The organism is Kaistia soli DSM 19436 (assembly GCF_900129325.1).
GTDB classification, from domain to species: Bacteria; Pseudomonadota; Alphaproteobacteria; order Rhizobiales; family Kaistiaceae; genus Kaistia; species Kaistia soli.
Genome location: NZ_FQUP01000002.1, coordinates 647614 through 673241, shown reverse-complemented (window position 1 = coordinate 673241; position 25628 = coordinate 647614). Strand labels below are relative to the sequence as shown.

At 57.7% G+C, this 25628-nt stretch carries 18 protein-coding genes and 2 tRNA genes; 6 read left to right on the top strand and 14 right to left on the bottom strand.

Features of this window, described 5'->3' with window-relative positions; translation table 11 throughout:
- Window positions 1–164: 164 nt before the first annotated feature.
- Complete coding sequence (locus tag BUB39_RS12635; RefSeq protein ID WP_210187064.1) at window positions 165–1340, bottom strand: 4-hydroxybenzoate 3-monooxygenase; 1176 nt, start codon at window positions 1338–1340, stop codon at window positions 165–167.
- A 90-nt stretch (window positions 1341–1430) separates the two neighbouring features.
- On the opposite strand from BUB39_RS12635, the gene BUB39_RS12630 reads away from it, so the two are divergent.
- A complete protein-coding gene (locus BUB39_RS12630) occupies window positions 1431–2048 on the top strand; it encodes a TetR/AcrR family transcriptional regulator (protein WP_073053703.1) in 618 nt (205 codons plus the stop codon).
- A gap of 510 nt (window positions 2049–2558) precedes the next feature.
- Here BUB39_RS12630 and BUB39_RS12625 read toward each other — a convergent pair.
- The 5 genes from BUB39_RS12625 to BUB39_RS12605 all read right to left on the bottom strand — a co-directional run bounded on the left by BUB39_RS12625 (window position 2559) and on the right by BUB39_RS12605 (window position 10352).
- Window positions 2559–2635: transfer RNA gene (locus BUB39_RS12625), tRNA-Arg, on the bottom strand.
- Window positions 2636–2952: 317 nt separating this feature from the next.
- Window positions 2953–6066, bottom strand: coding sequence for a type I restriction endonuclease subunit R (locus BUB39_RS12620; RefSeq protein WP_073053701.1), 3114 nt, complete (start codon window positions 6064–6066; stop codon window positions 2953–2955).
- Window positions 6063–7415, bottom strand: coding sequence for a restriction endonuclease subunit S (locus BUB39_RS12615; protein WP_073053699.1), 1353 nt, complete (start codon window positions 7413–7415; stop codon window positions 6063–6065). Before BUB39_RS12615 ends, BUB39_RS12620 begins: the two co-directional genes overlap by 4 nt.
- Complete coding sequence (locus BUB39_RS12610; protein WP_073053697.1) at window positions 7412–9247, bottom strand: type I restriction-modification system subunit M; 1836 nt, start codon at window positions 9245–9247, stop codon at window positions 7412–7414. Before BUB39_RS12610 ends, BUB39_RS12615 begins: the two co-directional genes overlap by 4 nt.
- Window positions 9248–9386: 139 nt before the next feature.
- The gene (locus BUB39_RS12605; RefSeq protein ID WP_073053695.1) at window positions 9387–10352 is read right to left on the bottom strand and encodes a DUF2971 domain-containing protein; all 966 of its coding nucleotides are present in this window, start codon (window positions 10350–10352) and stop codon (window positions 9387–9389) included.
- Window positions 10353–10598: 246 nt separating this feature from the next.
- Between BUB39_RS12605 and BUB39_RS12600 the strand changes: the two genes are divergently transcribed.
- Complete coding sequence (locus BUB39_RS12600) at window positions 10599–11171, top strand: recombinase family protein (RefSeq protein ID WP_073053693.1); 573 nt, start codon at window positions 10599–10601, stop codon at window positions 11169–11171.
- A gap of 69 nt (window positions 11172–11240) precedes the next feature.
- Here BUB39_RS12600 and BUB39_RS12595 read toward each other — a convergent pair whose 3' ends face one another.
- Window positions 11241–14126: an SIR2 family protein gene (locus tag BUB39_RS12595; protein WP_139251450.1), complete on the bottom strand. Its 2886-nt coding sequence runs from the start codon at window positions 14124–14126 to the stop codon at window positions 11241–11243.
- 468 nt (window positions 14127–14594) lie between these two features.
- Here BUB39_RS12595 and BUB39_RS12590 point away from each other — a divergent pair, with 468 nt between their 5' ends.
- From BUB39_RS12590 to BUB39_RS12580, 3 genes are all read left to right on the top strand, one after another.
- Window positions 14595–14912 carry a hypothetical protein gene (locus BUB39_RS12590; RefSeq protein ID WP_073053689.1) on the top strand — a complete coding sequence of 106 codons (318 nt, stop codon included), beginning with the start codon at window positions 14595–14597 and terminating at the stop codon, window positions 14910–14912.
- A 651-nt stretch (window positions 14913–15563) separates the two neighbouring features.
- Window positions 15564–15857 (top strand): hypothetical protein, encoded by a 294-nt coding sequence (locus tag BUB39_RS25220; RefSeq protein WP_139251449.1) that lies wholly within the window; start codon window positions 15564–15566, stop codon window positions 15855–15857.
- Window positions 15858–16010: 153 nt separating this feature from the next.
- Window positions 16011–18440, top strand: coding sequence for a DEAD/DEAH box helicase family protein (locus BUB39_RS12580; protein ID WP_139251448.1), 2430 nt, complete (start codon window positions 16011–16013; stop codon window positions 18438–18440).
- Window positions 18441–18931: 491 nt separating this feature from the next.
- Here BUB39_RS12580 and BUB39_RS12575 read toward each other — a convergent pair whose 3' ends face one another.
- The 5 genes from BUB39_RS12575 to BUB39_RS12555 all read right to left on the bottom strand — a co-directional run bounded on the left by BUB39_RS12575 (window position 18932) and on the right by BUB39_RS12555 (window position 22598).
- Window positions 18932–19165 carry a hypothetical protein gene (locus tag BUB39_RS12575; RefSeq protein ID WP_073053683.1) on the bottom strand — a complete coding sequence of 78 codons (234 nt, stop codon included), beginning with the start codon at window positions 19163–19165 and terminating at the stop codon, window positions 18932–18934.
- A gap of 3 nt (window positions 19166–19168) precedes the next feature.
- Window positions 19169–20092 carry a site-specific integrase gene (locus BUB39_RS12570; protein WP_244540233.1) on the bottom strand — a complete coding sequence of 308 codons (924 nt, stop codon included), beginning with the start codon at window positions 20090–20092 and terminating at the stop codon, window positions 19169–19171.
- Between the two features lie 228 nt (window positions 20093–20320).
- Window positions 20321–20397: transfer RNA gene (locus tag BUB39_RS12565), tRNA-Arg, on the bottom strand.
- Window positions 20398–20532: 135 nt separating this feature from the next.
- Window positions 20533–21381, bottom strand: coding sequence for a sugar phosphate isomerase/epimerase family protein (locus BUB39_RS12560; protein WP_073053679.1), 849 nt, complete (start codon window positions 21379–21381; stop codon window positions 20533–20535).
- A gap of 131 nt (window positions 21382–21512) precedes the next feature.
- On the bottom strand, window positions 21513–22598 hold the full coding sequence (locus tag BUB39_RS12555; RefSeq protein WP_073053677.1) for an AbrB family transcriptional regulator: 1086 nt from the start codon (window positions 22596–22598) through the stop codon (window positions 21513–21515).
- A gap of 115 nt (window positions 22599–22713) precedes the next feature.
- On the opposite strand from BUB39_RS12555, the gene BUB39_RS12550 reads away from it, so the two are divergent.
- Window positions 22714–23355 carry a LysE family translocator gene (locus tag BUB39_RS12550; RefSeq protein WP_073054242.1) on the top strand — a complete coding sequence of 214 codons (642 nt, stop codon included), beginning with the start codon at window positions 22714–22716 and terminating at the stop codon, window positions 23353–23355.
- Here the strand turns inward: BUB39_RS12550 and BUB39_RS12545 are convergent.
- Both BUB39_RS12545 and recQ read right to left on the bottom strand, forming a co-directional pair.
- A complete protein-coding gene (locus tag BUB39_RS12545; RefSeq protein ID WP_073053674.1) occupies window positions 23333–23758 on the bottom strand; it encodes a hypothetical protein in 426 nt (141 codons plus the stop codon). The two genes, BUB39_RS12550 and BUB39_RS12545, sit on opposite strands and share 23 nt — an antisense overlap.
- Before the next feature lies 1 nt (window position 23759).
- The gene (gene recQ, locus BUB39_RS12540) at window positions 23760–25565 is read right to left on the bottom strand and encodes a DNA helicase RecQ (RefSeq protein ID WP_073053672.1); all 1806 of its coding nucleotides are present in this window, start codon (window positions 25563–25565) and stop codon (window positions 23760–23762) included.
- Between the last annotated feature and the right edge of the window lie 63 nt (window positions 25566–25628).

The following is a 25628-nucleotide window of genomic DNA, read 5'->3' as shown; positions in this document are numbered from 1 at the left end:
CTCGCCACAACGTCCCTTCGGCTTATAAAAGTAGCCATCCACCTTTGAATGGCCGCTGCGCGCGGCGAGCTCGATGTCCGCTCCTGGCGCTCTTGCGACGGTCCGCTTCCACGACTTGATCGATAGAGGTGGACCGTCCCTCTCGCTCGTGAGCCGCTCGACGATCAGGCAACGCCGCGCTGGTAGTCGCTGTGCAGACGACCCGCTGTGGAAGAGTTGAAGACCTCGTCCAGCCGGGCACGTGCCGTCATCTGACGGAATGGTCCGTTTAGTGTCGGATCCCCTGCATCATGCATGGTGTCGGTCATCCAGGCGCTGAACTCCTGATAGCGCCATACGCGCGGCAGCACCGTGCGCGAGTAGTTTGCCAATGCGGCTGCGTCACCGTCGCGCACCGCGCCCACCAGTGCCTGAGCCAGCATGTCAATGTCGAACAAGGCGAGATTCATGCCCTTGGCGCCAGTGGGCGGCACGAGATGCGCAGCATCACCTGCCAGGAAAAGACGGCCGTACTGCATAGGGGAATGAACGACAGAGCGCAGCGGTACGAATTCCCTGTCGTGCACGACTGCGTTCTCGATTGAGGCGTCGCCCGTGCGCAGCCGAATCTCGTTCCAGATGCGCTCGTCGGACCAGTCCTCTGGCCCATCGGTCAACGCGCATTGCAGGTAGTAGCGGCTGCGCTGTGGCCCGCGTGGAAGTTGGGCGACGAAGCCATGCTCGCTCACGCCCATGATCGGATGCCCCTTCACTGGCGCCTCAACCAACGCGGCAAGCCAAGCATAGCCGAACTCGTGCGTGATCGTGGTCAGCACGCCGTCAGGTATCGACGCGCGGCTAACACCACGGTCTGCGTCGCACCCGGCGATATAATCACAGGCGACCTCATTCGCGCCGCTGGCGTCCGTATAGGCGACCTGAGGCCGAACGCCGTCTTCGTTACGGACGGTGACGTCGCTAACCTCGAAGCGGACATCACCGCCCATCTCGTCGATCAGCACGCGCAACAGATTGTTGACGAGCAGCTGCTGCGTGCAGAATCGGCCTTCGCTGGCGTCGTCGCCGACGATCTCGAACACGCGGCTGACGCCGTTGGTCCGATAGTCGATCGTCTGCGCGACCGGCCCGGCGAGGAGCTTGTCCGCCACGTCCCAACGCTCGAACATCCGCACATTCCGCGCGTCCACAACACCGGCACGCTGCCGGGTTTCCACATAGCTGCGGTCGCGCCGCTCCAACACTATGCACCCGACGCCGGCCGTGTGAAGGAACGTCGCCAATGTGAGCCCCGCCACGCCCGCGCCAATGATGACGACGGGGGCTTCTTCTGTCTTTGCCACGGGTTCGCCTTCCATCTCGTCGATGTATCGGCGATAAAAATATAAGTATTTGATGATATCCGCTAATCACATTCGATCGGACGCGCCATCATGCCCCGCAAGATCGATCTCGCCCCGAAAAAGCTACCGCGGCAGCGGCGCGCCGTTGCCACGGTCGAGGCACTCGCGGAGGCCGCTACTTACATTCTGGCCCGCGAAGGACTCGGCGGCTTCACCGCCAACAAGGTGGCTGAGAAAGCGGGCGTGAACATCGCCTCCTTCTACCAGTACTTTCCCAACAAGGAGGCGCTGCTCTTCCACATCGTGAGGCAGACGTGGGAAAGACAGCTGGCGAGGTTGTCGCCAATCCTCACCCGCCCCGGCGAAGATCACGCCGTGAAGCTACGCGACTTCGTCCGCGAGTTTTTTCTGATCGAGGCCGCCGAAGTCGATCTTCGCCGCGCGCTGAGGGCTGCATCGGTGGACCTAAAGGAGACGGAAGAGTTCCGGGCGCTTCTGGCGGCGGGTGCCGACCTGACGAAACGCTTTATCGCCGAGGCTGTAGGGAACGGCCATTCCGGCAACCTCGACTTCGACGTTCGGTTCGTTGTGCTGCTGACCACCAGCTTCGCGGAACGGACGACGGATGAGGGAACCGGAGGAGCCGAACTCATCCGACAAGCTGACCCGCTTACCGACATGCTCGTCGCGAGGTTCAACATCGCATAGCAGAGTACCTGGCCGAGCGGCGTGTAACCACATACGGACGAGTTGCGCCGTCGACAGGGGCGATCGCCGCTCCCACTCGAACCGGTCGTTCGGCTAGATATTGCTGCGGCCGGGTTTCGCGCTCAGTAGATCGCCTGGCGGATGTAGTAGGTAAGACACCCTCCAAGTCCCAAAACTGAGGTGAGCCCGAGAGGTTCCCCGAAGCGTCCTCGAGACGGGGCTGGCCACCTCCGCCCCAACTGACATATCGGAGAGCCACCGCGGACTGAGCGTCTTCGGCCAACTGTTCGTCGAGCCAATCAAAGACACGACGGTTGAGGTGCGAGCGGTTCTGCATCTCACAATGCCCGTCCGCGCCCTCGACTGACCACGCACCGCCGGCCCAGACAATCAGGTCGCCTTGCGCGGCGGATGCATCGGCGAAGGCGATTGCATGATTTGCTTGCTGAATCCGAATGCCGTTTCGGCTCGCCGCCCAGGCGACGCGGCATGCATTGCGACTTGAGGTGTTGGTGCACCCGAAGGGATTCGAACCCCTGGCCTCTGCCTTCGGAGGGCAGCGCTCTATCCAGCTGAGCTACGGGTGCTGAGCCGTCGCCTCTCTTAGACGAAGGCGACCGGCGCCGGAAACCTAATACAAATCAATCTGTTGGTTCACCTTATAGCACGCACAAGACGACTTTGCCAATGGCGCCTGTCCACCAAAACCGATGTTGAAACGTCCTCCGCTGTGACAGATGCGTGACAGGATTGATATGCCTTACTTATCAATTTTCTGGATTTCGATCCGGAGCTGAGGCACCGCCCTCCCCTACGCCCTTACCCATCATTTCAATTGCTGAAACACTTTGAAGTCGCAGCGGATCGCCGATCCAGAGCTCTGCTAGACGGAGGTCGTCTTGATTTAGTCAGCGCCACTTTGCGCTCGCAGCGCTTCATACAGGCGCCCCGGTCCGAGCAGAATATCCTTCAGTCCCTCTCGCACCTTCGCTGAATCCAAAGCCTGTTTGCTGAGGCTCTGATTGGCGGCGAGGGCGTCGATGATGGCGTTCATGATCTCGCTGGCCAGCGTCGGCGAATTGGCGAACTGGGCCTTGCTGTTGTTCGAGGCCTGCAGCACGAGTTCCTCGGATTCCAGCAGCTTCCCCTTCAGGACGTTGTTCACATAGACGAGCTGATCGCCATCCGTCGTGTCGCTTCCGAACAGGTCGTTGACCTTGGCGATGATCTCGTTCAGGAGCGCCTTTTCCTTCTCCTGAACGGCGCCGGAACCTGCTTCGTTGACAGGGGCGAGCTTCGGCGTGTCACCTTCTCCCAGCGGCAAGGGCAGGGTGCCTTTGGATCGGAGAACATGATGGGTCAGGGTCAGTTGCGAGACATCAACGCCTTCCCGCTCCCGGCCAAATTCCAGCAGCGGAATCAGTCGCTTGTAGAAGATGAAGCGCTTCTCGATTGCCGTGTTGCCGTAGTCGAAAATCTGCGACAGGAACGTGTAGAGCCGCACGAATGCGCCGATATCGCCCTTGAACAAGATCAGGGCGTTAATCTCGTCTTGAGAGGCTGACTGCCCCCTGCTGTCGCCAATGGATATCGCCGCTTTCAGGCGATCCTGTGCCTGCTTGAACCTCTTCAGCAGTCGATCGGCGACCGGCTCGATAGCCGCAATCAAGTCGCTCTGCTTCGACTTCGGGTCCAACTCGACCTTCGCCGCTCGATCGACCTCGAACTCGTCATAATGGCCTGAGGCGTCGAGCTTGGCCCTGAGGTTAAAGATGATGTTCGGATCGGAGACGGACTCGAGTTCGGCCGTGTCGTAGTAGGTTCGGAACGCTGCAAGAATCTCGTCAGAGCTGTTGACGAAGTCGAGGACGTAGGTCGTGTCTTTGCCCGGATGGGCTCGGTTCAGGCGGGAGAAAGTCTGCACAGCCTGAATGCCGGCAAGGCGGCGATCGACATACATGCCGCAGAGCAACGGCTGATCGAAACCGGTTTGGAATTTATTGGCGACGAGAAGAAGCTGATACTCATCCCCCTTGAAGGCCTCCCGAATATCCCGGCCCCGTAAGCCCGGATTGAGTTCCCGGCCGGTTTCCTTGAACGGGTCGGGTCCGCTGTCCTTGTCTTCGACCTCGCCCGAAAAGGCGACCATGGTGCCGATCTGGTAGCCCTTGGACTTGATGTACTTGTCGATGGCGAGCTGCCAGCGGACGGCCTCGACCCGGCTTCCCAAGACGACCATGGCCTTGGCTTTGCCATCCAGCAGGCCTGCGACATTGGCCCGGAAATGTTCGACGACGATCTCGACCTTCTGGCTGATGTTGTAGGGGTGCAGCCGGACCCATTTCATGATGCTCTTGAGGGCGGCGTCCCGCTCGACCTCCCGGTCGTCGATCTCTTTGCCGCCATGGGCGAGGCGGAAGGCGAGCTGATAGGGCGTGTAATTCTTCAAGGCGTCGAGGATGAAGCCCTCCTCGATCGCCTGTCGCATCGAATAGACGTGAAACGGGGCGGGGAGGTTGTTCGGCCCCGCCGGTTCAGCTGGGTTCGGCCGGCGCCCAAAAAGCTGCAATGTTTTCGCCTTCGGGGTGGCCGTAAAGGCAACGAAGGTGATGCCCGTGTCGCTCGCCCGAGCGGACATCTGAGCGGCCAGAATGTCTTCGGCGCTGATTTCCCCGCCGTCGCTGAGGTCGGCCAGTTCCTCGGGGGAAAGAACCTGCTTCAGTTTCGATGCCGCCTCGCCAGTCTGCGAAGAATGCGCCTCATCAGCGATCACGGCGAAGGTCTTGCCCTTCGTCGCTGCCAATTCCCGAACGGCTGCCAAGGCGAAGGGAAACGTCTGGATCGTGCAGACGATGATTTTCTTGCCCTGCGACAGGGCCTCGGCAAGCTTGCCGCTCTTGCTCTCGCCTTCGCTCTTGATCGTGGCGACGACGCCGGTCGTGCGCTGAAAATCGAACAGCGCTTCCTGAAGCTGGGAATCGATGACGTTCCGATCGGAGACGACGATCACGGTCGAAAACAGCTTCCGATGGTCGGCGTCGTGCAGGTCGGCGAGGAAATGGGCCGACCATGCGATCGAGTTCGTCTTGCCCGATCCTGCCGAATGCTGAATGAGAAATTTGCCGCCAGCGCCTTCCTCCAGAATGGCAGCCTGCAACTTCCTTGTAGCGTCGAGCTGATGATAGCGGGGGAAAACGACGCTCTTGATTTGCTTCTTTTCGTTGCGCTGCGTGACGAGATAACGGCCGAGAATTTCGAGCCAGCTTTCCCGCTCCCAGACCTCTTCCCAAAGATAGGCGGTGCGGTGCCCATCCGGGTTCAGGGGATTGCCCCTGCCGCCGTCGTCGCCCTTGTTGAAAGGCAGAAACCGGGTCGCCGGACCCAGCAACTCGGTCGCCATGTTCACTTCGGTATTGCTGACGGCGAAATGCACCAATGCGCCGCTTGGGAAGCTTAACAGCGGCTCTGGAGCCTGTCCCTTGGGCTTCGGGTGCCGATCAAAGCGATACTGATCTATGGCGTCCGTGACGCTCTGGGTGAAGTCCGTCTTGAGTTCGGCGGTCGCCACGGGAAGGCCGTTCAGGAAAAGCACCAGATCGATGCAATTCTCGTTGGCGCCCGAATAGCGAATCTGCCGGATGATCCGCAGCCGGTTGGCCTGATAGCGAGCGACGATCTCGGGATTCATCGCCATGGCCGGTTTGAACTGGGCCAGCGCAAGAGGATGACGAAGACCGATCATCTCGACCCCGTGCCTAAGGACGTCGAGCGTGCCTCGATCGTCCAACTGCTTGCGGATACGGTCGAGCAAGACGGCCTCAGCAGCAGCGCCGTGGTTCTTGGTTAGCGTCTCCCATGCCTTGGGCTGGGTTGCTTCGATCCACGCCTTTAGGTCGGGCGGGAAGAGCGCATGGGCACGGTGATAGAGCACGGCGTCACCGGGCGTATGGAGCCAGCCACGATCGGCGAGATAACTGCAAATCTCGTCTTCGAAGCTGATTTCCTTATGCAGAGTCATACCGCTTCCACTTCGATCGTAGACATGCCTCGCACGTCGATTTTGCCCGTCACTGCCGACGAAATCAGGGCTGAGCGGCGTTGACGGAGGAATTGTACGAGCGTCTGGGCTTCTACCGAGAGTGCGTCGAGCTTAGCGATTCTTCGGCCTAGTTTTTCTGCTATAGCGGCTTGTTCCTCTAGCGGAGGACAAGCAATTCGAATCTGATTCAGTTGCGGTATTGTGACAGTTCTTATAGTTGTTTGAGAGCTAAACATCGAAAGCTGTTCTGTAAATTCCAAGCTATTGACAGTGTATCGGACAAAATCACTGTCAAAAAGAATCCTATTTGGAGATAGTCGTAATAAATTTGCAGTTATATTAGATCCAATATAACTCTTTGTGATCTTTGCGACTTTTCCAAGTGTTCCACGGACGGACATAACGAGATCTCCCTCTTCCATTTGAGTCATTGGAAATCGATCGCTAGTCTCTTTGGAGATGTATCTTTGATCATTAAGTGTAATTATTTCACCATTTGATCCGATGGCCTCTCCTCGTATTTCAATGATACCAGCATCTTCATACTGTATGTCGAAGTAGGTAGGATAACGATAGACAACATCGAAGGCGCTCAGGAAGCTTCTAACATTCCAATGCGCCGGCACCTCACCCAGCCATTCGACGCCCGATTCTTTCATCATCGCATTCGGATCGAGGCCCTTGGTAACGGCATGGGAAATCACGGCTTGCCGCTTTTCTTTCAGCAGTTCGATCAGCCGCTTCTGTTCCTCTACCAGCGCATCTATTTTGGCCGTTTCCCGGTCGAGGAAGGCGACGATGGCGGTTTGCTCACGAATCTCCGTAATTGGACAAGGGATTGATCCGAGAAGCTCTAAATTGAGGCCATCACGTAAATCGCCGCCGGAGAGGTTGCGGATATTCTCGTAATTTGACGTAAGCCACCAATATAGAAATCTCGCCGTTATCTTGTTTCCCGGAACGATTGCTGCCATTGACTGATTACATGTCGAACGAAATCCAAGCTGAGCAACCGTTGCTTTGGTCTTGCCTTGGCCGGCCAGAGCCATCAACAGGGCTCCCTCAGGAATCCATTTGGCGCTGCTGTTGGAAAACGCCTCCTCCGTTATGTAGGCGGATGGCTTTGATATAAGAGGCTGGTTCACTGATCCGGAATTGAGCCAAGGGATGTCCCCGTCCGACCAGTAGGAAGGGTTGCCCTTGTCCGGAGTGCCTCCGCTATATCTCACTGCGAGCCAGCGGAGACCGGCGGTGGACCAATGTGACGGCACTTCGCCCAGCCATTCGACGCCCGAGTCCTTGTAGCTCTCGTATTTCGGTAAGCTCATGCCGCCAGCCCTTCGATCATGGCCTTTATGCGGTCGGTGACGAGCTTCAGATCGGCATCGATTTCGTCGAGGGAGCGGGGCGGCTCGAACACATAGAAGTGCCGATTGAACGGAATTTCATAGCCGACCTTGGTCTTGTCAGGGTCGATCCACGCATCCGGCGCATGCGGCAGAACTTCCCGGTTGAAGTAGGTCTCGATCGCCTCCGACAGCGGCACGTTTTCCGTATCTCGCAGCGATGAATCCGCCTGCGGCTTGCCTTTATGCTTGCCCCTCCCCCCGAGAACGAGCCTGCCCTTGTCGTCCCGGAGCGGACGTTCCACGGTGATCGTTCGATAGCCGAAGAACTCGTTCGGGAAGATGCGAGACAGTGGCGCCAGCTTTACCTTGCCCCCATCCGGGGCTACGGGCGGTGTCCCGTCATCGAGCAAGACGGACTGGCCGATCTCCTTGCCTTCGCCATCCATCACCGTGGCAAGCCTCGCCTCGGCGAACTGACCGAACAGCTTCGTGATCGTCGCTATATGATCCTCGGCCAGTTCCCGGCGCTTGGACCCAAGGCTCTTGCGCATCTTCCGACACATCGAAGAGGCGTCGATCAACTGGACGTGGCTTTTGCGGTGCTGCGGCTTCCGGTTCGACACGATCCAGACATAGGTGGCGATGCCGGTATTGTAGAACATGTCGGTTGGCAGGCCGATGATCGCCTCGACAAGGTCGTTCTCCAGCACATAGCGGCGGATTTCGCTTTCGCCGCTGCCGGCGCCGCCCGTGAACAGGGGTGATCCGTTGAGGACGATGCCGAAACGGCAGCCGCCTTCGGACGCCGGGCGCATCTTCGATATGAGATGCATCAGGAAAAGGAGCGAGCCGTCCGAGACACGTGGGAGGCCCGGCCCAAAGCGCCCATTGAAGCCTTGGCTCACGTGCTCTTTCCGGACTTCCTTCTCGACCTTCTTCCATTCGACGCCGAAGGGCGGATTGGAAAGCATGTAATCGAACTTGCGATGGGCATGGCCATCATCGGAGAGCGTGTTGCCCACAATGATGTTGCCGACGTCCTGCCCCTTGATAAGCATGTCAGCCTTGCAGATCGCATAGGATTCGTCGTTCAACTCCTGCCCGAACATGGTCAGGCGGGCATTCGGATTGAGCGCCTCCAGATGCTCGCCAGCGACCGACAGCATGCCGCCGGTTCCTGCCGTCGGATCATAGATCGTTCGAACGATGCCCGGCTTGGTCAGGATGTCGTCATCCTCGACAAACAGCAGGTTGACCATCAGCCGGATGACCTCACGGGGGGTGAAGTGCTCGCCCGCTGTCTCGTTCGAGATTTCGGCGAACTTCCGGATCAGCTCCTCGAAGGCCAGTCCCATCTGGCTGTTGTCGACCTTCTCCGGGTGCAGATCGATGCCGGCGAACTTCTCCGTCACCTGATAGAGGAGCTTGGCCTTCGCCAGCCGCTCGATCTGGGCATAGAACTCGAAACGCTCGAAGATGTCCCGGACAGCTGGCGAGAAGGCTTGGATGTAGGCGAACAGGTTTTCCCTAATATGGTCCTGATCGCCCATGAGGCGGCGCATATCCATCGGCGACGTGTTGTAGAAGCTCTGCCCGGCGACCCGGAGCATGAACGGCTCCGGATTGAGCCCGGCCTTGGTCTTCGCCTCGAACTCGGCGAGCACGGCCGCCTTGGTCGATTCCAGCACGCAGTCGAGGCGACGGAGAACCGTAAACGGCAGAATGACCTTGCCATATTCCGACTGCTTGTAGTCGCCCCGAAGCAGGTCGGCGACGGACCAGATGAAGGACGAAAGCGTCTGATGATACACGGTGGCGAGGCTCCCGATCGCTCTTGATTCAGGCCATATGGCCAGAAGGCAACCGGTGATGGCAAGGCGGGGGAAGTGGCGTCGTCGAGCAGTGTGGACTTGTGACCACATACCGCCACTGTTGCCGCTCTTGCTCACACTAAGTGAGTGGGATTTTTGATAGCGACACAGGAATTGAATGCCCATGCTCTCGAAGCAGCATTTCAACACTGTCTCTCCGCCGCTCCCCCTCCACGGACGGCCCGACGATAACCCTCAGTATCGGGAGAGCGGGCCCATCATTCGAATGCAATTCGATGTAGGGAATCAGGTAGTTGCCTCTCTGTTTGAATTTCACGCCTTTCTCAGCGAGAGAATCGGACTCGACAAAGCCGTTCTTTCCCACAGATAATGTCAATCTGTATTCATTCTCTTCTCTGAATGACGGGTGCTTGAGCATAGGCTGAACCGATGAGTATGGTTGAAACAATTCTTCAAGCGGAACTTTTGGGAAATGCTCTAGAAGATTCTTGGCAGCCGTTGTGTTCATAGTCATTTCTATTATTGTTGCCGCTGCGCTTTTATATAATTCGAGGTTCGGGATTATGCTTTCAAATTCTGGATCGTTAGGCCCGTAGATGACATCACCGAAAGAGATCGTAGCCAGTTGGAATTTGGCTCTCTCTGACTCAATCAACGTACTTATCCCCCGTTGATCGAATACGATCGCAACTCCTCCATCTACTCCGTATCCTCTCCACTGACTCAGCAGGCCGTCGCTTGCTATCTCGGCTGATGTAGCTCGACAGAAAGACACGACGAAGAGAGGTGCCAACCTATTCGACGTTCGCCTGATAGCAGCAAGTAAATTGCTTGCCTCATGTTCACATAGCCAGTCCATGTCAAAACCGCCGGTCATAACTACCTGACGTTGCAGATGCGAAAAGCACTCCCTAAATGCCGGAACCAGAAGCGGACGTATAAGATCATCCGCATAACGCATTTCCATTCGATCATTCATGAACTCAATATGAGAAGCATGAAGGCATTTAGACTGAATTATGCCGAGTAGCCCGCCGATGCTCGTGTAGTGGAATATCTCGTCTGGATGATCCGTCTTGTCCAAAATAGTGGCCTCGTTACGTTTGTTTTGGCGTGCCGGCCGCCCTAGAGGTGAGCATGCATGCTGACGACCTTGCCGTATTGCCCCGAGTTGTCCAGTTACTCGCCATCTCGAAAACGAAGGTAATTGAGAGGGCCCGCCGTGACCGGTCAAAACTGCATGCATTAATCAAAGCCAGTTCTTGAAACAGTCTCTCGAAATAGCCATTCTCATAATGTCCATGTCGACGAGTTTTGAGAGGGAGACGGCATGAAGGTGGGATATGCACGTGTCTCGACGACGGACCAGTCTCTTGGTCTGCAGGAGCAGGCTCTGCAGCGGGATGGCGTTGAGAGGGTGTTTGTCGAGACAGCGTCCGGCGCACAGCGAGATCGTCCGCAGCTCGGCAAGGCGCTTGAATTCCTACGCAAGGGCGACGTGCTGGTCGTCTGGAAGCTCGATCGGCTTGGACGCTCGCTGCGTCAACTCATCGATACTGTCGAGGCGCTCGGCGAGCGGGGGATCGAGTTTCGATCGATAACGGAAAACATCGATACCAGCACGCCGGGCGGAAGGCTCATCTTTCACGTCTTCGGAGCGCTTGCCGAATGGGAGAGGTCGCTTATCCGAGAGCGCACCATGGCGGGCCTCAAGGCGGCCAAGGAAGCCGGCAAGGTCGGCGGGCGGCCCCGTGCTCTGTCAGACGGCGATCTGGCGGCAGCAAAGGCTCTGCTGGCTGATCCCTCCATCACGGTGAAAGAGGTTGCCGAGCGGCTCGGCGTGTCTCAGCCAACACTCTATCGCTACTTGCCTGCAGCGAGGGATCAAGCGGCATCGAGGTGACCCGCCAGGTAACCTCTCTGCTTAAACGGAGGAGGCCCTGGCCGTCCAGCACCTCGTCGTGCCTGCCGCCTAGGAATCAACAATCCAAGCAAGAAAGGCTGATTCCGCCTCTTCTGACGTCGGCGTCTTCGCATGCTGACCTCTAGAGACGGCCGACAACTGGCTTTGGATAGCTCGGACGTGCCGAGGAGAAAGGAATTCCCATCTCGACTTTGCGGCTTCGAGCATTAAGCAGCCCTGCTGCGTTTCACCGTTTGCGAGAAGCAATTCACCCACCCACTGGCGAATGTATGCTTGATTGACTGCGATCTCTCCAAGGCTCCGATCGTTCAACATTTTCGCTGACTTGCGATAACAGATAAGAGCCGACTCAATCTGACCCATCAGCTGGAGGCACCTGCCGATATTGCCATAAAATGGTGCATTTTGGTTACTGTCTGGCTCGCCGGCACTGATCACGTCCCGAATAGACGCACCCTTAAGGAAATAGGCCAATGCCGAATCGATGGCGCCCGAGTCCCGTTGAGCCAGTGCAAGGTTGTGGCTAGCATCAAAAACAGTATCTGCGTCGGACTGAGCTTTTAATGAGACTCCTTCCGCACCCCACTTGACCGCAGCGAGCGCATCCCCATTTGTCCAATGAGTATAGCACTTTAGATCGCAAAAATTTATATAGCGAACCTCCTTGCCTTCAATAGTTGCACGATAGCGTTCTAGTGCATTCGAGCACTCATCGACATGTCCAGCGAGAGCCTGAAGGCGGACATATAGTGAAAACACGCTATCAAAGTGCTTTGCTCTTTCGACCAGTGTCCAATCTTTCTGGTCAAAAAGTAGTCGAGCTACACGAATGAACTCATTCGGTGACGAACTGTTCTGGATCGGTTGGCTAATTTCGTGCAAACAGTCCATAGCGTCTGCGAACTGACCGGCGGCTATATGAAGCTCGGCGCCCTCGGTCCAATGATCCAAAGTCTCAAGTCTGGGCGTTGTCTTCAAATGAGAGCGGTGAGATCCGAAAAACGCTTCATATACGGAAAGGATGATTTTAATAAACCATTCCCGCTCGACTGGTGGAAAGTTTGTCCTGATAAAGGTCCGAACGAGCGGATGCAGTTCCATGACGTCTTGCCCATCGCCTTGAGGTTTGACGACCAGCAAGTTGGCGTTGCGCAGCGATCGGCGGGCCTTATCGAGCTTATTGTACCGTATCTTCTCGCTCAGATAATTCGACAATTGCAGTATCGTTGTCGGGCGCACGGTCTCAGCGAGGGTGCGCAAAACGAGCTGCTCTGGTTCACGAAGTGTGGCCCAGATTGAACGAAGAGTTGCAATAGGGAGCTGTGGTGTATCTCCATGGAGTTCATCGAGCAGATCGTTTAATTCGATTTCTGGACCTCGCCGAGCTAGCTGAGCGGCTAACAGGTCAAGCCAGAGAGCATGGCCTTGGGTCAATTCATGAGCCCGGAAGAGCGAGGCGGAGTCGGTCGAGGCGCCCCTTAGGTGGAACAGCTCCGCCGCCTCCTGCAGGCTGATACCGCCCATCCGATGCGAAAGGACACGGATATGATTATGGAGAATCTCAGGCCGGCAGGTAAATATTATTCTCGTATTTGTATTGGAACCAATCAAACGATCAATGAATCGAATAATATTTCCAGTTGGGCGTCGGGCCTGCAAGTCAATGTAATGATCGATATTGTCAAATATAATAAGTATGCGCTTCGATCCAATCAACTCTATGAATAGATCAGAGATTGTATCTATGGGCTGCGTGGCTAGTTCGTGAGCGTGGACCCTGTCGTGACTTAATGCGGTCACAATCGATATGAGCTGACGCTCAAATCGTTCACTTTCCTCTTTGCAGTCTCGCCAGACGTAGTGGTCGTAACGAGATGAATTAATTGCGAAGCTAAAGTACTCGGCTGCAAGGGCGGACTTTCCCTGTCCTCCGATGCCAGTTAGGTAAACGATCTTGGAGTCGCTGGCAATTATCTTTTCGATATCTGATTTACGACCGACGTAAAAATCAACCTTAGGGGGATGATCCTGTTCGCCACGTGTGAAATCAATCGGCTCAACAAATTTCGTTTCAGTCGATGTTCGGGCGAGCCTTGAAGAAGTGGTCCTCTCCGTCAAATCTCTATGAGCATTTTCATCGAGTTTTGCAGTCAGTCCTTCGCAGCCCCACCCGCTGGCGAGTCTCGGCAAGAACGCATTGCAATCAACACCAGAATATAGTGTCACGTTCCCCCGATCGAGCCCCGGCAAAAGAAAGCCCTGCAATTTCGGGTTCATGGCGGGGGCATCACTTCGAAACGTCCACAGCACGTCGGGCGAAGCCCGATCATCCACAACAACGTTCATCAGTGCCTGTGTGAAAACGTCATCCCATCCGCCATATCCAACTACCACAACCGTGCGGCCCTTAATGAGGTGGTAGAGCGATGACTCAAGGCGGGGTCTCGACTGGCTGAGCTGACGGGGCGTGTGGAGGGTGTCGGTACCGAACCAGTGACCGTGGAGATGGATCACGTGGCAACCATCACTGTGCGTCTGATTGAGGTCTCCATCTCTATGTAGCGTCGTTCTATAATATGCGCCGCCAAAAGAGCGAATTGCGACTTCGATTAGGGGGTCAAAATTCGTGGTTAAGATTGAGCCGCCGAATAGGTTTGGCTCCTTCGATAGCAGTTGCCCAAGGGCTTTATGCGAAGGAGAGAGCCACCACGATGAGATGTCATCTTCGTAGGCGAGGCAGACCTCATCATCCGTCGAGGAAGTGGGGACATACTGAATGGCCTGTGAGCTATCAATCGGAGCGGCTCGTGCTGACCATACGGCCTTCTTAACGATATCATTGACATGTGCCTGACCTCTACGGCCCTGTAGAAATCGAAATGCCGTTTGATATCGATGCTCAGACGCCTCAATCTCCCGGTTCAACTCGTCCAAGACGTCGCTATCGAACTCCCGCCGAATTAGTTCCACTATGCCGTCCGTATTCGGCACGCCCGGCGTGCCCTCTGAAATCGGACTGCTAACGGCCGATCCAACCAAAAACGTAACCGGGCGCTGGTTACGGCGTACCCCGGAGGTTAGCCTGTCAAACAGGGCGTCCTCCGAGAAAAAATCACTTGTCGTCAAAGTGTTAGGCCTCACTTCTGACCGTGAACCGATTGTTTACTCCAGCCTAGACGACGCCAATCGCCCGAATCCCCGCATGTATGTTCTCCGCTGATATCCTCAACCGGCGCAGCTTAGCGCTCCCCCGGCCCAGTGCAAATTCCTGCCTTTCCTACCGGCGTCCATGTCTGTGGATGGTTGTCGGTCGACGGCCGTCGTTAGCCGGTAAGAAACCCCAGATGCTAAATAGAAGTATCAGTGCATCAGAATGGTTCTGCTGCCCGAAAGGACCAACAAATGACAACCGAAAATAACGACGCCCTATATCATGCGATCGCAGACGAGATATTCGATTCGGCTTTGCGCACCGTTGAACGAGAATACGAGCGGAACAATGACTCCGACCTGTATCAGCTTCTTTTGCATATGGGCAGAGCTAAGCATATTGGTGGAGCCCGCCTTCTAGCGCCAATTGACTATAATTTCTTGGTCAGATTCATGCAAATCCTATGTGATGTTGCCGATCGCCCATATGTGCAGGCCCTGCTCGACGAACTGCTCGACGCCCCTTTGGTCAATGAAAATGGGGAGTCGCCCGATGAGCCGTCAGAGTGATCCCCGCACCTTGCTCGATCCCAAAATCACGGTTCGGCTGTTCCCCGGCGATTTCGCTCGAATCTGCCGGATATCAGAAGACACTGGGTTGCCGGTGTCCTTCATCGCACGCAAAGCAATTAGACTCTATTGCGACAATCGCAGATAGAATTGTCGCCAACTCGGCACGCTAAGCATAGGGCTAGCGCTACTAATGTGGCGGCAAAGTCGTATCGCAACTGAGGTGATATAGAAATGAACGTCTTTGATACTTTGGCAAAAATGGCATAGAGAGCATGAAGCCGACGTATCGGTCAGATCATTCAAATAATATGAATGGCCTCAATCGACTAGATGCCGCATTGTCGAATTTTATGCTTGACATTCTCGTACATCGATCTATGTAAGCGGCATCCAAGTCTCGGTCGTAGCTGAGTTGGACAGGGCGAGCATGAAAATGTTCGTCGGGCTCGGAATGGCGCTCGTATAGTCCGAGGGCCATCCGTAGCATGTTGCCCATCTTCAAGAAGTTGAACGGCTTTGGATAGGTTATCTCACGTCCAAAAGCCATATTGAAGATGGTCTACCGTTCGGTTCCGCTCTGCCCGGTCCATGCTGGACCTATGAAATTAGGGACGACGACATACAAAGGCGAAATCGAAGGAACTACCCATGGAATCAAATTCAACGATAGTAGAAGCGTCGACTCTGAATTTAGGAATTGTCGAGGCAATACTCGAAGAAAGTGAGGCGGAATATCCAGAAGAAGAAAAACGACACTGCATCTCGAACGTACAGAATTCGTTGAGAAAGCTGCATAATTCGTACATATCGGAGGCTCGTCGCAATGAACTCGTTGCCCAGTTGCTGAGTTTCCAACGCATGAGCGACAACCGATGCATAAGAATATTTACAAAGGCGCTTCAAGAGGCTGAAGAAGTTGAATTGGCAAAGATTATGAGCTGACGGGAGCACCAGACCATAGAACTGGGCATACCGATTTCCTGATAAGCGGCCGCACGAGATCAAATCTGTGCGGCCGAATAGACAATATTGTTGTCAATAAATCAAACAAATCCACGAATTTCACTCAAACAGAAAATCCATAAAATCGTATCCATGAGACTTATATATATTGACGCACCCGCCGGCAGTGGCAAGACGAGGGCGCTTACGGAAAAGGCACGATGGCTGGCCCATACAGGTGATAATGTCCTATTTGTTCAGCCAACGAAAGAGCTAATCGATCGCACTATTGAAAGGCAATTGGCCTCCAACCAACGACATACAAGATACGAGGCGATTTATTCTGATGACGAACGTCGTGGAGTATCAGTCTCCAAACAGATAATCGAACGTCTGAAGTCCGGCTTTGACGGCGGCGGCGTTCTTTTCATCACGCACGTGGCCTTCCTTCGTCTGAAATGGCACGGGCGGCTCATGGGCTGGCATCTGATGATCGACGAAGTGCCGACCGCCTTTCAGTGCTTTGAACATACAGTGCCGGAGACGCACCGCATCCTGACTGACTTAATCACGCCGGGTCAGAGCGACATTGCCGGATACCCGTTCGCTGTTGTCCGTGATGGAACCGAGCTCAGGAAAATGGCTAGGAACGGCGAAAAGGACGAAGTCTGGGCGCAGTTCCAAGCCGTCGCCAGTGTTCTCGAGTCCACCCGATGGCTGACCTACCTCCATGGTGAGAATTTTGATGGCGTCAGGAACGGCACTATGAAAAAGCTGTTGATCTTCTCGCTACTGCAACCGTCGATCTGCGACCCCTTCGACGGCGTCACCATTGCCGCAGCAAACTTCAGGGAATCGATGCTCTTCCGGCTCTGGTCCCGGCAAGGCGTCGCCTTCGTCGAAAATTCGGCGGATACCGCCAAACTAAATTATCGGAGCCATGAGAACGGTCGTCTTTTGACAATCCACTACGCCTATGACGGCAGGTGGTCAAAGACCGGAAAGGGCACAGCTCTGAAAAGATCGGAGTTCGAGACGCTGATGGACCTGATGGTCGGGAAGCTCCGGAACCGCCTTGGCGATCAGCATTTTCTCTGGGTCGCTAACAAAGGTGACCCGGACAATCTATTTAACGGGATGAATGGTCTCCGTTTGCCGAACGTTCCGCATGGGTTGAACGAGTTTCAGGACTATAATTGCGTCGTCTTCCTATCGGCCCTTCGGTTGTCGAATCCGGTTCGGTCTTGGTTCGAGGCTATGGGCATTTCGGCGATCGAGATAGACGCAGCGATCCATATGGAAGCGGCCTATCAGGCTATCGCCCGATCCTCGCTTCGCTCGGAAAATAGCGTTGAACATGTTCACGTCTATCTTCCGGACTTAGCGACGGCTGAATGGCTCCAGACCAAGTTTCCCGAATCGACGTTGGATTTCTTGGATTGGATTCCTGAACGACTCAGACATAAGAAGAAAGCGGGCCGCCCGAGAATTCACGAGAATGACAACGATCGTAGATCACATAGCAGACGAAAAATTGAATTGTGTAATGCTATCAGTGCAACGGAAGCGCTGATCAATAATCGATCTGCGCTCTTAGAACGGATAGAGAGACTGCTGCCCCAGTCGGAACTAATTGGAGACGAAACTATCTATATAGATGATAATAACGTCGCAATTTTGAGTTACGGAATGCGATTCGATAACGTTAAATGTAGCACGCCGAAGGCTGTGCTAATCGAGCGCAGCGAAGATCAATTTATTGAGAGACTTAGGCAGTACGGGCTGGTGCAAGCACGTAGTGATAATAAGAAGAAAATGGAGGCAATATCCCCAGCGATATATGATGCGTTCAAGGCGGGTCAGAAAAGACGTGGTCGACAAAATATCGAATTCGTCAGTGGGGTCTGGATTGACGTTGATAGGATCAGCTGCGGGCCGGACAATTTATCCGATATATTTCGTGATTGTAAATTCGCTATATTCAACAGTGTGAGTAATATTGATGGGAAGTGGCGACTGCATCTGTATTTTCCCACCAAGACGATTATGCCTCCCGAATCTTATAAATTTATTGCTGAAAGATTGGCGACACGAATCCACGAAAGCGTTCAGGATGCGCACGTTGAAGACAAACTTGCGCCGACGGATCTATTCCTGCTTCCCTGTCTGGCGACAGATTCTTCAGGAAATTACTTCCGTTATTTCAACGATGCCGGACGCACCTCGATTGATGTGCAGGTATGGCTGCAGGCCGCCCTTGATGATCACCTTGCCGGATCGACGCCGGGCGACGACATCCCGTTCGTCGAATCTCCGACCATCGACCCAACATTTCCTCGAAACGACGTCATGATTGAAAAGGCGTTGACCCAATGGGCTCAACAGGGCTGGAAGCCGGGCAGCGGTAACGAGCAATTCTTGAAGCTGGCGCTGAAGCTGGTCAGGGCTGGCGTCGATGACGACGAACTGCAGTCCCTGCTTCGGACAGCGGCGGGAACCGCAAATTCGCCAGACGATCGCAGAGCCTCCATTGAAGGCACGGTCAAGAGTGTTCGACGATTCTCGAAACAATGGACGGTGTGAGCGTGAGGTTCGATGGTCCGACAGGCGATGGGCCCATTCCCACTCGAAGTTCTTCTGCTCCGCCCGATGCTCTCTCTAGTGTTCGGTGAAATTCCCTATTCCGTCCTAGTACGGATCGGTTCGATCGCTTCACGAGCACCGGACTCGGCGTTGAAATCCAGCATCCGGCGTCGTCGGTCATCTCTTTGACCATGCTCGGCTCCCTGTCGGTTCGACAGTTTGATGAATGCGAACCGACCTGAACTCGTTGACAGCATCACCGGCGCTGGAATATTGCCAAGTGGCCCGCTCATGCCGGCGACGGTTTGACCGATTCATGATGCTGGCAGACGAAATCTCGTGACGGGATCACCGGCAATGGCGTCTTCTGCAAAGGCGTTCGGCCGTTCGGCGTCAGGGCGGCGCCCCTGTTGGCTTGGTGCGAACACCGTAACCCTTGTCCGACGCCGATTCCATTGAACATGAATCGACAATTGAGGCAGCTGGCGGGCTCAAGGGCGGTCATCTCGCTTCTCTCCTAGAAGGTCATTATCAGGCGGCCCAATGGCTTCCTTGGCTCTCTTTGGAAGCTTAGGAAGGTAGAGATGACGGGTCATGCGAAGGGGCGGCGTATCGACGGAATCCTTCAGGTTATAGAATTGGTCGATCAAGCCGGCGTCGATCAGTTCTTGTACCGAATTGCCATGGATGGCCTTGCGCTTAGCTTTGGTGGATTTGCTGGACATTCTCTAATTCGGCTCCTCGGACTCCGCATCGTTTTCTGACCGTGGATGGCTGGGCTCCGCCGAATAGAGATTAGCCAGCTTATCAGAAATACTCGCCGGCCGAAGATGGGTATAGCGTGCCAACATACGCATATCTCGGTGCCCACTTATCAAGGCAACTTCTTGAGCGCTCAACCCAATCTCAAAGAACCGAGATACAGCCTCATGTCTCAGATCGTGAAACCGAAGCCCGTCTAGGCCGGCACGTTTCCGGAGCCTCGCCCATGCGTGCCGAACAGCATCAGCAGAAACGGGGAAGACCCTTTCCTCCACCCTCATCACGCCCGCCAAGAGCGCAATTGCAACCGGTGTAAGCGGCACAGCCCGAGCGCTTCCAATCTTCGTGATAGGCAGATAGGCGAGCCCTTGCTCAAGGTCCAAATGATCCCATCGTAGCGAAAGCAGTTCGCCCCGACGCATTCCCATCTCGATGGCGAGCTTCATCAGGGGTAGCAGATATCGTGCCGAGGGCGACGTTGACTCGTGGATAAGAACGGCCTCGTCACCCTCGAATAACCGAATCTCTCGGGCCTGCGATGGCTTGGGCAAAGTGATCTGCTTGACCGGATTGTTCGGAAGCGGGACGCCCCACTCCTTCATGGCGATTTCAAAACAATGCCTGAGAACCGTCAGTTCTCTTCGGACCGTCTCGCCCTTGACTACCTTCAACCTGTCATCCCGATATGCCGCAACGGCAGAAGCGAGTGGTTGGGCAAGACGGGCTTTCGACAGATTGTGCCTCTGCATTGTCTTGAGACGATACCGCTCGACCTCAGCGCCCCGCTTGGTCGATGTGATCGTTTCTTCATACCGCTTCAGAAGGTCACCAACGGTCCGGCCCTTCAGTTCTCGAACTGTCTGTGGGAGCCCGGCCCGGTCAATCGCCATTTCCCGTTCTCGTGCCCACGCTTGCGCATCGCACTTCATCGAGAACGACTTGGTCAGGAGTGGGAAGCCGACACGGCGAACTTGCGCCTGCCACGATGAACCTCGTTTTCGGATCGTTGCCACGATTTGTCGTCCGCCTTGGTGTGACACCAGTGTGACAGATCGACTTTTCTGAGGTTTGCGAGGCGGCAGTCAAAACCAAAAGTGCAGAGACACCAATGGTTTAAGTGGTGCACCCGAAGGGATTCGAACCCCTGGCCTCTGCCTTCGGAGGGCAGCGCTCTATCCAGCTGAGCTACGGGTGCTGAGCCGTCGCCTCTCTTAGACGAAGGCGACCGGCGCTTCAATGGCGAAAGACACCGACCGACGCGGCGCCTCGCTTCGGCGCCGCATCATTGGCCCGCCCCAGCCCGGACGCGCGGGTGGGCGCCGCTGCGCGGCTAGATCAGCTTGTACTGGCGCGCCTTGTTGCGCAGGAAGGGCAGGCCCTCGGCGAGGATCTGCTCGCGGCTGTCCGCGACCGGGCGCCAGACGGAGAGCGCCGCCGCAAGCTGGGGCGGCATATGGACGAAGCTCTCCATCGCCATGCCGCCCTTGAAGCCGATGCCCTTCAGTCCGGCGAAGACCTCGTCCCAGCCGATGGTGCCGGTGCCCGGCACGCCGCGATCGCTCTCGGAAAGGTGGATATATTTCAGGTGCTCGCCGGCGGCGAGGATGCCGTTCGCCTGCCCCTTCGCCTCGATATTCATGTGATAGGTGTCGAGATGCAGGAAGACGTTCGGCGCGCCGATCCGCTCGATCAGGCCGACCGCCTGCTCGGTGGTGTTGATCATGTGGTTTTCGTAGCGGTTGACGGCCTCGATGCCGAGTTCCAGGCCCAGCGTGCGGGCGTGGGCGGCCACCTTCTGCATCACGCGGGCGACCACGTCATATTCGGCTTCCGTCGGCGGCTTGCCGGTGCGCTCGCCGATCGAGCCATAGATGACGCCGGACAGCGCCTTGGCGCCGATTTCCGCGCTCTTGTCGAGCGCGAGCTTCAGGAAGTCATAGGCCTTGTCGGGGTTGCTGGTCGGCCGCGCATCGTCGGGCAGGCCGAGCGAGCAGACAGCACCGAGCTCGTGTTTCTCGAGCAGCGCGCGTGTATGGGCGGTATCGACCTTGCCGGGCTCCAGCAGCGCGATTTCGACAAAGGCGAGGCCACGTTCGGCTGCCTCGGGAATGGCGAGTTCCGCCGCCTCTCGCGTCCAGCTATGCGCCCAAAGACTGGTGTGAATTCCAAAGCCGTGCATTGCCCGTTCCTCCCGATCTCGTTGCCATTTTCGGCATGACGCGAAGCTAGAGCAGTTTCGGCGGTGGCGACACTGCATCAACATGCGCGTGTTACGCATTTTCTGGCCCCGACCCGCCAAGGCTCGCCTGATCAGACAGGGTGATGCGGCTGCATGCGGCGCGCGATGAAATGTGCGATCGAGGGTCCGGTCAGCACGATGATGAAGAATCGTACTGCCTGCAGCGCCATGACGAAGGAAAGGTCGACCGGGGTCGACGCTGCGATGACCGCGATCGAATCCATGCCGCCAGGGCTCGTCGCGAGATAGGCGGTGAGCGGATCGATGCCCAGAATGTGCACAAGCAGCGCCGCGAGGCAGCCGCTGAAGGTGATGAGGACGAGGATCGACAGCGCGATCTGCGGCAGGACGCGGGCGGCATGGCGGACGACGGCGCGCGTGAAGCCGAGGCCGATGCGCCAGCCGATCAGCGCATAGCCGATCGAGAGCAGCCATTCCGGCAGCACGATCTGGACGAGGCCGAAGGCCTGCAGAAGAGCGCCTGCCAGCATCGGCACGATCATCGCGCCGGAGGGGATGGGCAGGAACCGACCGACGAGGGTGCCGATCACTGCAATGGCCACCGTCTGACTGAAGGCCAGCGGATCCATGGGTGGAAACCAGACGATCGGCGGCGGTGCCGCGCCGCTCACATCGACGAAGTAGCGCGCCACCAGCGAAGCGGCGCCAGCGACCATCACAAGGCGCAGATACTGCATCAGCGCGACGAGCCGCGCATCGGCGCCGAAGGTTTCGGCCATCAGCACCATGGCGGAGGCAGCGCCGGGCGAGGAGCCCCAGACGGCCGTCGTGCCCGGCAGGATGCGGCGACGGCTCATCAGATAGCCGAGCGAGGACGAGGCGGCGATGGTCGCGAGCACGACGGCGAGAAAGAGCGGCCAGTCGGCAAGGAAGGCGACGAGGATGGCGGGCGTGATGGCCGAGGCGATCAGCATCGAGACGATGGCCTGGGCGCCGAGCGCCAAGCCGCCGGGCACGCGGATCGTCGCTCCGGCCAGGCCAGCTGCGATTCCGGCCAGCATCGGGCCGATCAGCAGCGCAGCCGGCAGTCCGATCATGAAGAGTCCGGCGCAGAGCAGTCCGGAGACGGCGACAAGCCCGGTCCATTGCAGCGGCCTGGGGGCGCTGCCGAAGAGCGTTGCGGTGGTGGTGGACATCAGGCCCGGATCAATGAGGGAGCCTTATGATAGCCGATCACGCCAGCCTCGCCATCCGCCAATGCCGCTTTTCGAGAGGCCATGCTATAGCTTCGATCATAACGAGACCTGTCCCATGCTCGCCTTCATCCCGCAGACCCCCGTCCTCCTCGCCTATCTCGTCGCCGTCGTCGCGCTGACGCTGACGCCGGGGCCGGACATGACGCTCTTTCTCGGCAAGGCGATCGGCCAGTCGCGGCTCGCTGGCTGCGCCGCGTTTCTCGGCGCCTCGACGGGGCTGATCATCCATACCGTGCTGGTCGCCGTCGGCCTTTCGGCCCTTCTCGCCGCTTCGGTCACTGCCTTCACGATCCTGAAGGTGGTCGGCTCGCTCTATCTCGTCTATCTCGCGGTGCAGGCGATCCGCCATGGCTCGGCGCTTTCGGTCGGCGGCAAGGGCTCGTCCGACCCGATCGGCAAGGTCTATCTGAAGGGCCTTGCCATCAACCTGCTCAATCCAAAGATCATCGTGTTCTTCGTGACCTTCCTGCCGCAATTCGTCTCACCGGGCGATCCGCATGCGGCAGGCAAGCTGATGTTTCTCGGCATCCTGTTCGTCGTGGTCGCAACGCCAATCAGCCTCGCGTTGATCTGGTTTGCCGGCTCGATCGCCACCTTCCTGAAGCGCTCGCCCAAGGCGACGCGGGCGGTCGACTGGCTGTTTGCAGGCGTGATGGGCGCGTTTGCCGTTCGCCTCATTCTGGCGCACGGAAAGTGACGCGCTCGCGAAGCCCCGCGCCGCGTCCGGCAACAAGCCAGTAGGCGAAGCCCGCCGCAAAGCCAGCCGCCACCGGGGGCAGGAACGCCATGTTTCCCGGCAGGCCGACGAGTTGCAGTGCGAATCCGAGCGCGCCGCCGAACAGCACCCAGGCGATCAGCGAACGTATTGTGAAGACCTCCGCGACGGCGATCGCGACGAGGAAGGGCAGCAGCGCGCCCTGCGCCAGGACGCCGGTGAGCACGAAGGCAGGCGCCAGCGCGCCAGGCGGCAATCCGTCCGGGGCGAACTGAAAATCGTCGGGCTTGAAGCCGAATGCCAACAGATAGACCGCGACGGCGGTGAGGATCGCCGCAATCAGGCCGAGCGGGATGAGCAGGATGATGCGCAGGAAGGCCCGCATGTCATGACGCCTCGCTGATGGCCTCGAGGAAGGCATCGCCATAGAGCGACAGCTTCTTCTCGCCGACGCCCTGCACGGCCCGCATCTCTTCGCGTGTCGCCGGCCGCTGTTCGGCCATCTCGATCAGCGTCCGGTCCGGGAACACCATATAGGCCGCGACGCCCTCGTCGCGGGCGATCTCGCGGCGCAGGGCCCGCAACGCCTCGAAAAGATTGGCCGCCTCGCCTTCGAGACCATCAGCCCGGCTCTCGCGCGCTGATGAGCGGCGGGCACGGGGCGGTGCGTCTTCAACCATGCGCAGCTCGATGGTCTCCCGGCCAAACAGGATCGCCTCGCCCTTTTCGGTGAGGCAGAAGCCGCCATGCTCCTCGCTGGCCTCGGCAAGGGCCCCGGCGGCGAAGATCTGCCGTATCAGCGTGCGCCAGCCGTTGGCGCTGCGCGCCGTGCCGACGCCGAAGGTCTTGATCTTGTCGTGGCCCTGGCGCTGCACCGCTTCGGTCGCCTCGCCGCGCAGGACGTCGATAAGATGTCCGGCACCGTAGCGTTGGCCGGTGCGCGCCACGGCCGAGAGCACCATCTGCGCCTCACGCGTCGCGTCCGCCAATGCCGCCCCGCCCTGACAGAGATCGCACGCCCCGCAGGGACCGCTCTCCTCGCCGAAATAGGCCAGCAGCGCCTGGCGGCGGCAGGTGGCACTTTCAGCAAGATCAATCATCGCCGAGAGGCGACGATGCTCCAGCCGGCGCTGCGCCTCGGAAACGGCCTTGTCGTCGATCTGACGACGGCGAAAGGCCATGTCCTCGATGCCGTAGAGCGTCAGGGTATCGGCCGGCAGCCCGTCGCGGCCGGCGCGGCCGATCTCCTGGTAGTAGGACTCGACACCGCCTGGCAGGTCGGCATGGATGACGAAGCGGACATCCGGCTTGTTGATGCCCATGCCGAAGGCGATCGTCGCGGCGACCACGACGTTGTCCTCCTGAAGAAAGATGTCCTGATTCTTCGCCCTGAGCGCCGCGTCCATGCCGGCGTGATAAGCGACGGCGCGGCGGCCGGTGCCGTTCAGCCAATCGGCGAGCTTCTCGGTCCGGTCGCGCGAGGAGGCGTAGATGATGCCGCTCGCCCGCTCATGGCGCTTCAGGAAATCGGCGATCTGGCTTCGGGGGCGGTCCTTGGCCTCGAAGCGAAGATGGATGTTCGGGCGATCGAAGGAGTGGACGACGATGCGCGGCGGCTTCTGGAAGAGCTGACTGGCGATGTCGCCCCGCGTCGCCGCATCGGCCGTTGCCGTCAGCGCGACGACCTGCGCGTTGCCGAGCGCGGTGCGAACCGCGGCAAGCTGGCGGTATTCGGGGCGGAAGTCATGGCCCCACTGGGACACGCAGTGCGCCTCGTCGATGGCGAGGCGGCGCACATTGCACGCCGCCAGCAAGGAGACGAGCCCGTCCGAGGCGAGACGTTCCGGCGAGACGAACAGCAGCGACAGATCGCCGGCGCGGACGCGGGCCAGCGCCTCGCGGTTGGCCTCGTCGCCATTGCTGGAATTCAGCGTTGCCGCGGCGACGCCGACATGCGCCATCTGCTGCACCTGGTCCCGCATCAGCGCGATCAGCGGCGAGACAACCACCGTCAGCCCGCCTTCGACAACAGCGGGGAGCTGATAGCACATCGATTTGCCAGAACCGGTCGGCATGACGGCGAGCACATCCTCGCCGGCCAGCACCGCGCCGATGACCTCTTCCTGTCCCGGACGGAAATCGCGATAGCCGAAAATGGAATTGAGCGCGGCACGGGCGCGCGACAGCGTCATGGAGATCCTGGGGCGAGGTGATTCGTTACCGGGATGCTATCGCCTCGCCCGGTGCAATTCACG

Excerpts from the sequence above, each read along its gene's own strand:
- BUB39_RS12630 (WP_073053703.1), top strand. The coding sequence starts at position 1,431 with ATGCCCCGCAAGATCGATCTCGCCCCGAAAAAGCTACCGCGGCAGCGG.
- BUB39_RS12620 (WP_073053701.1), bottom strand. The coding sequence starts at position 6,066 with ATGACTCTGCATAAGGAAATCAGCTTCGAAGACGAGATTTGCAGTTAT.
- BUB39_RS12615 (WP_073053699.1), bottom strand. The coding sequence starts at position 7,415 with ATGAGCTTACCGAAATACGAGAGCTACAAGGACTCGGGCGTCGAATGG.
- BUB39_RS12600 (WP_073053693.1), top strand. The coding sequence starts at position 10,599 with ATGAAGGTGGGATATGCACGTGTCTCGACGACGGACCAGTCTCTTGGT.
- BUB39_RS12590 (WP_073053689.1), top strand. The coding sequence starts at position 14,595 with ATGACAACCGAAAATAACGACGCCCTATATCATGCGATCGCAGACGAG.
- BUB39_RS25220 (WP_139251449.1), top strand. The coding sequence starts at position 15,564 with ATGGAATCAAATTCAACGATAGTAGAAGCGTCGACTCTGAATTTAGGA.
- BUB39_RS12580 (WP_139251448.1), top strand. The coding sequence starts at position 16,011 with ATGAGACTTATATATATTGACGCACCCGCCGGCAGTGGCAAGACGAGG.
- BUB39_RS12575 (WP_073053683.1), bottom strand. The coding sequence starts at position 19,165 with ATGTCCAGCAAATCCACCAAAGCTAAGCGCAAGGCCATCCATGGCAAT.
- BUB39_RS12570 (WP_244540233.1), bottom strand. The coding sequence starts at position 20,092 with ATGGCGATTGACCGGGCCGGGCTCCCACAGACAGTTCGAGAACTGAAG.
- BUB39_RS12560 (WP_073053679.1), bottom strand. The coding sequence starts at position 21,381 with ATGCACGGCTTTGGAATTCACACCAGTCTTTGGGCGCATAGCTGGACG.
- BUB39_RS12555 (WP_073053677.1), bottom strand. The coding sequence starts at position 22,598 with ATGTCCACCACCACCGCAACGCTCTTCGGCAGCGCCCCCAGGCCGCTG.
- BUB39_RS12550 (WP_073054242.1), top strand. The coding sequence starts at position 22,714 with ATGCTCGCCTTCATCCCGCAGACCCCCGTCCTCCTCGCCTATCTCGTC.
- BUB39_RS12545 (WP_073053674.1), bottom strand. The coding sequence starts at position 23,758 with ATGCGGGCCTTCCTGCGCATCATCCTGCTCATCCCGCTCGGCCTGATT.
- recQ (WP_073053672.1), bottom strand. The coding sequence starts at position 25,565 with ATGACGCTGTCGCGCGCCCGTGCCGCGCTCAATTCCATTTTCGGCTAT.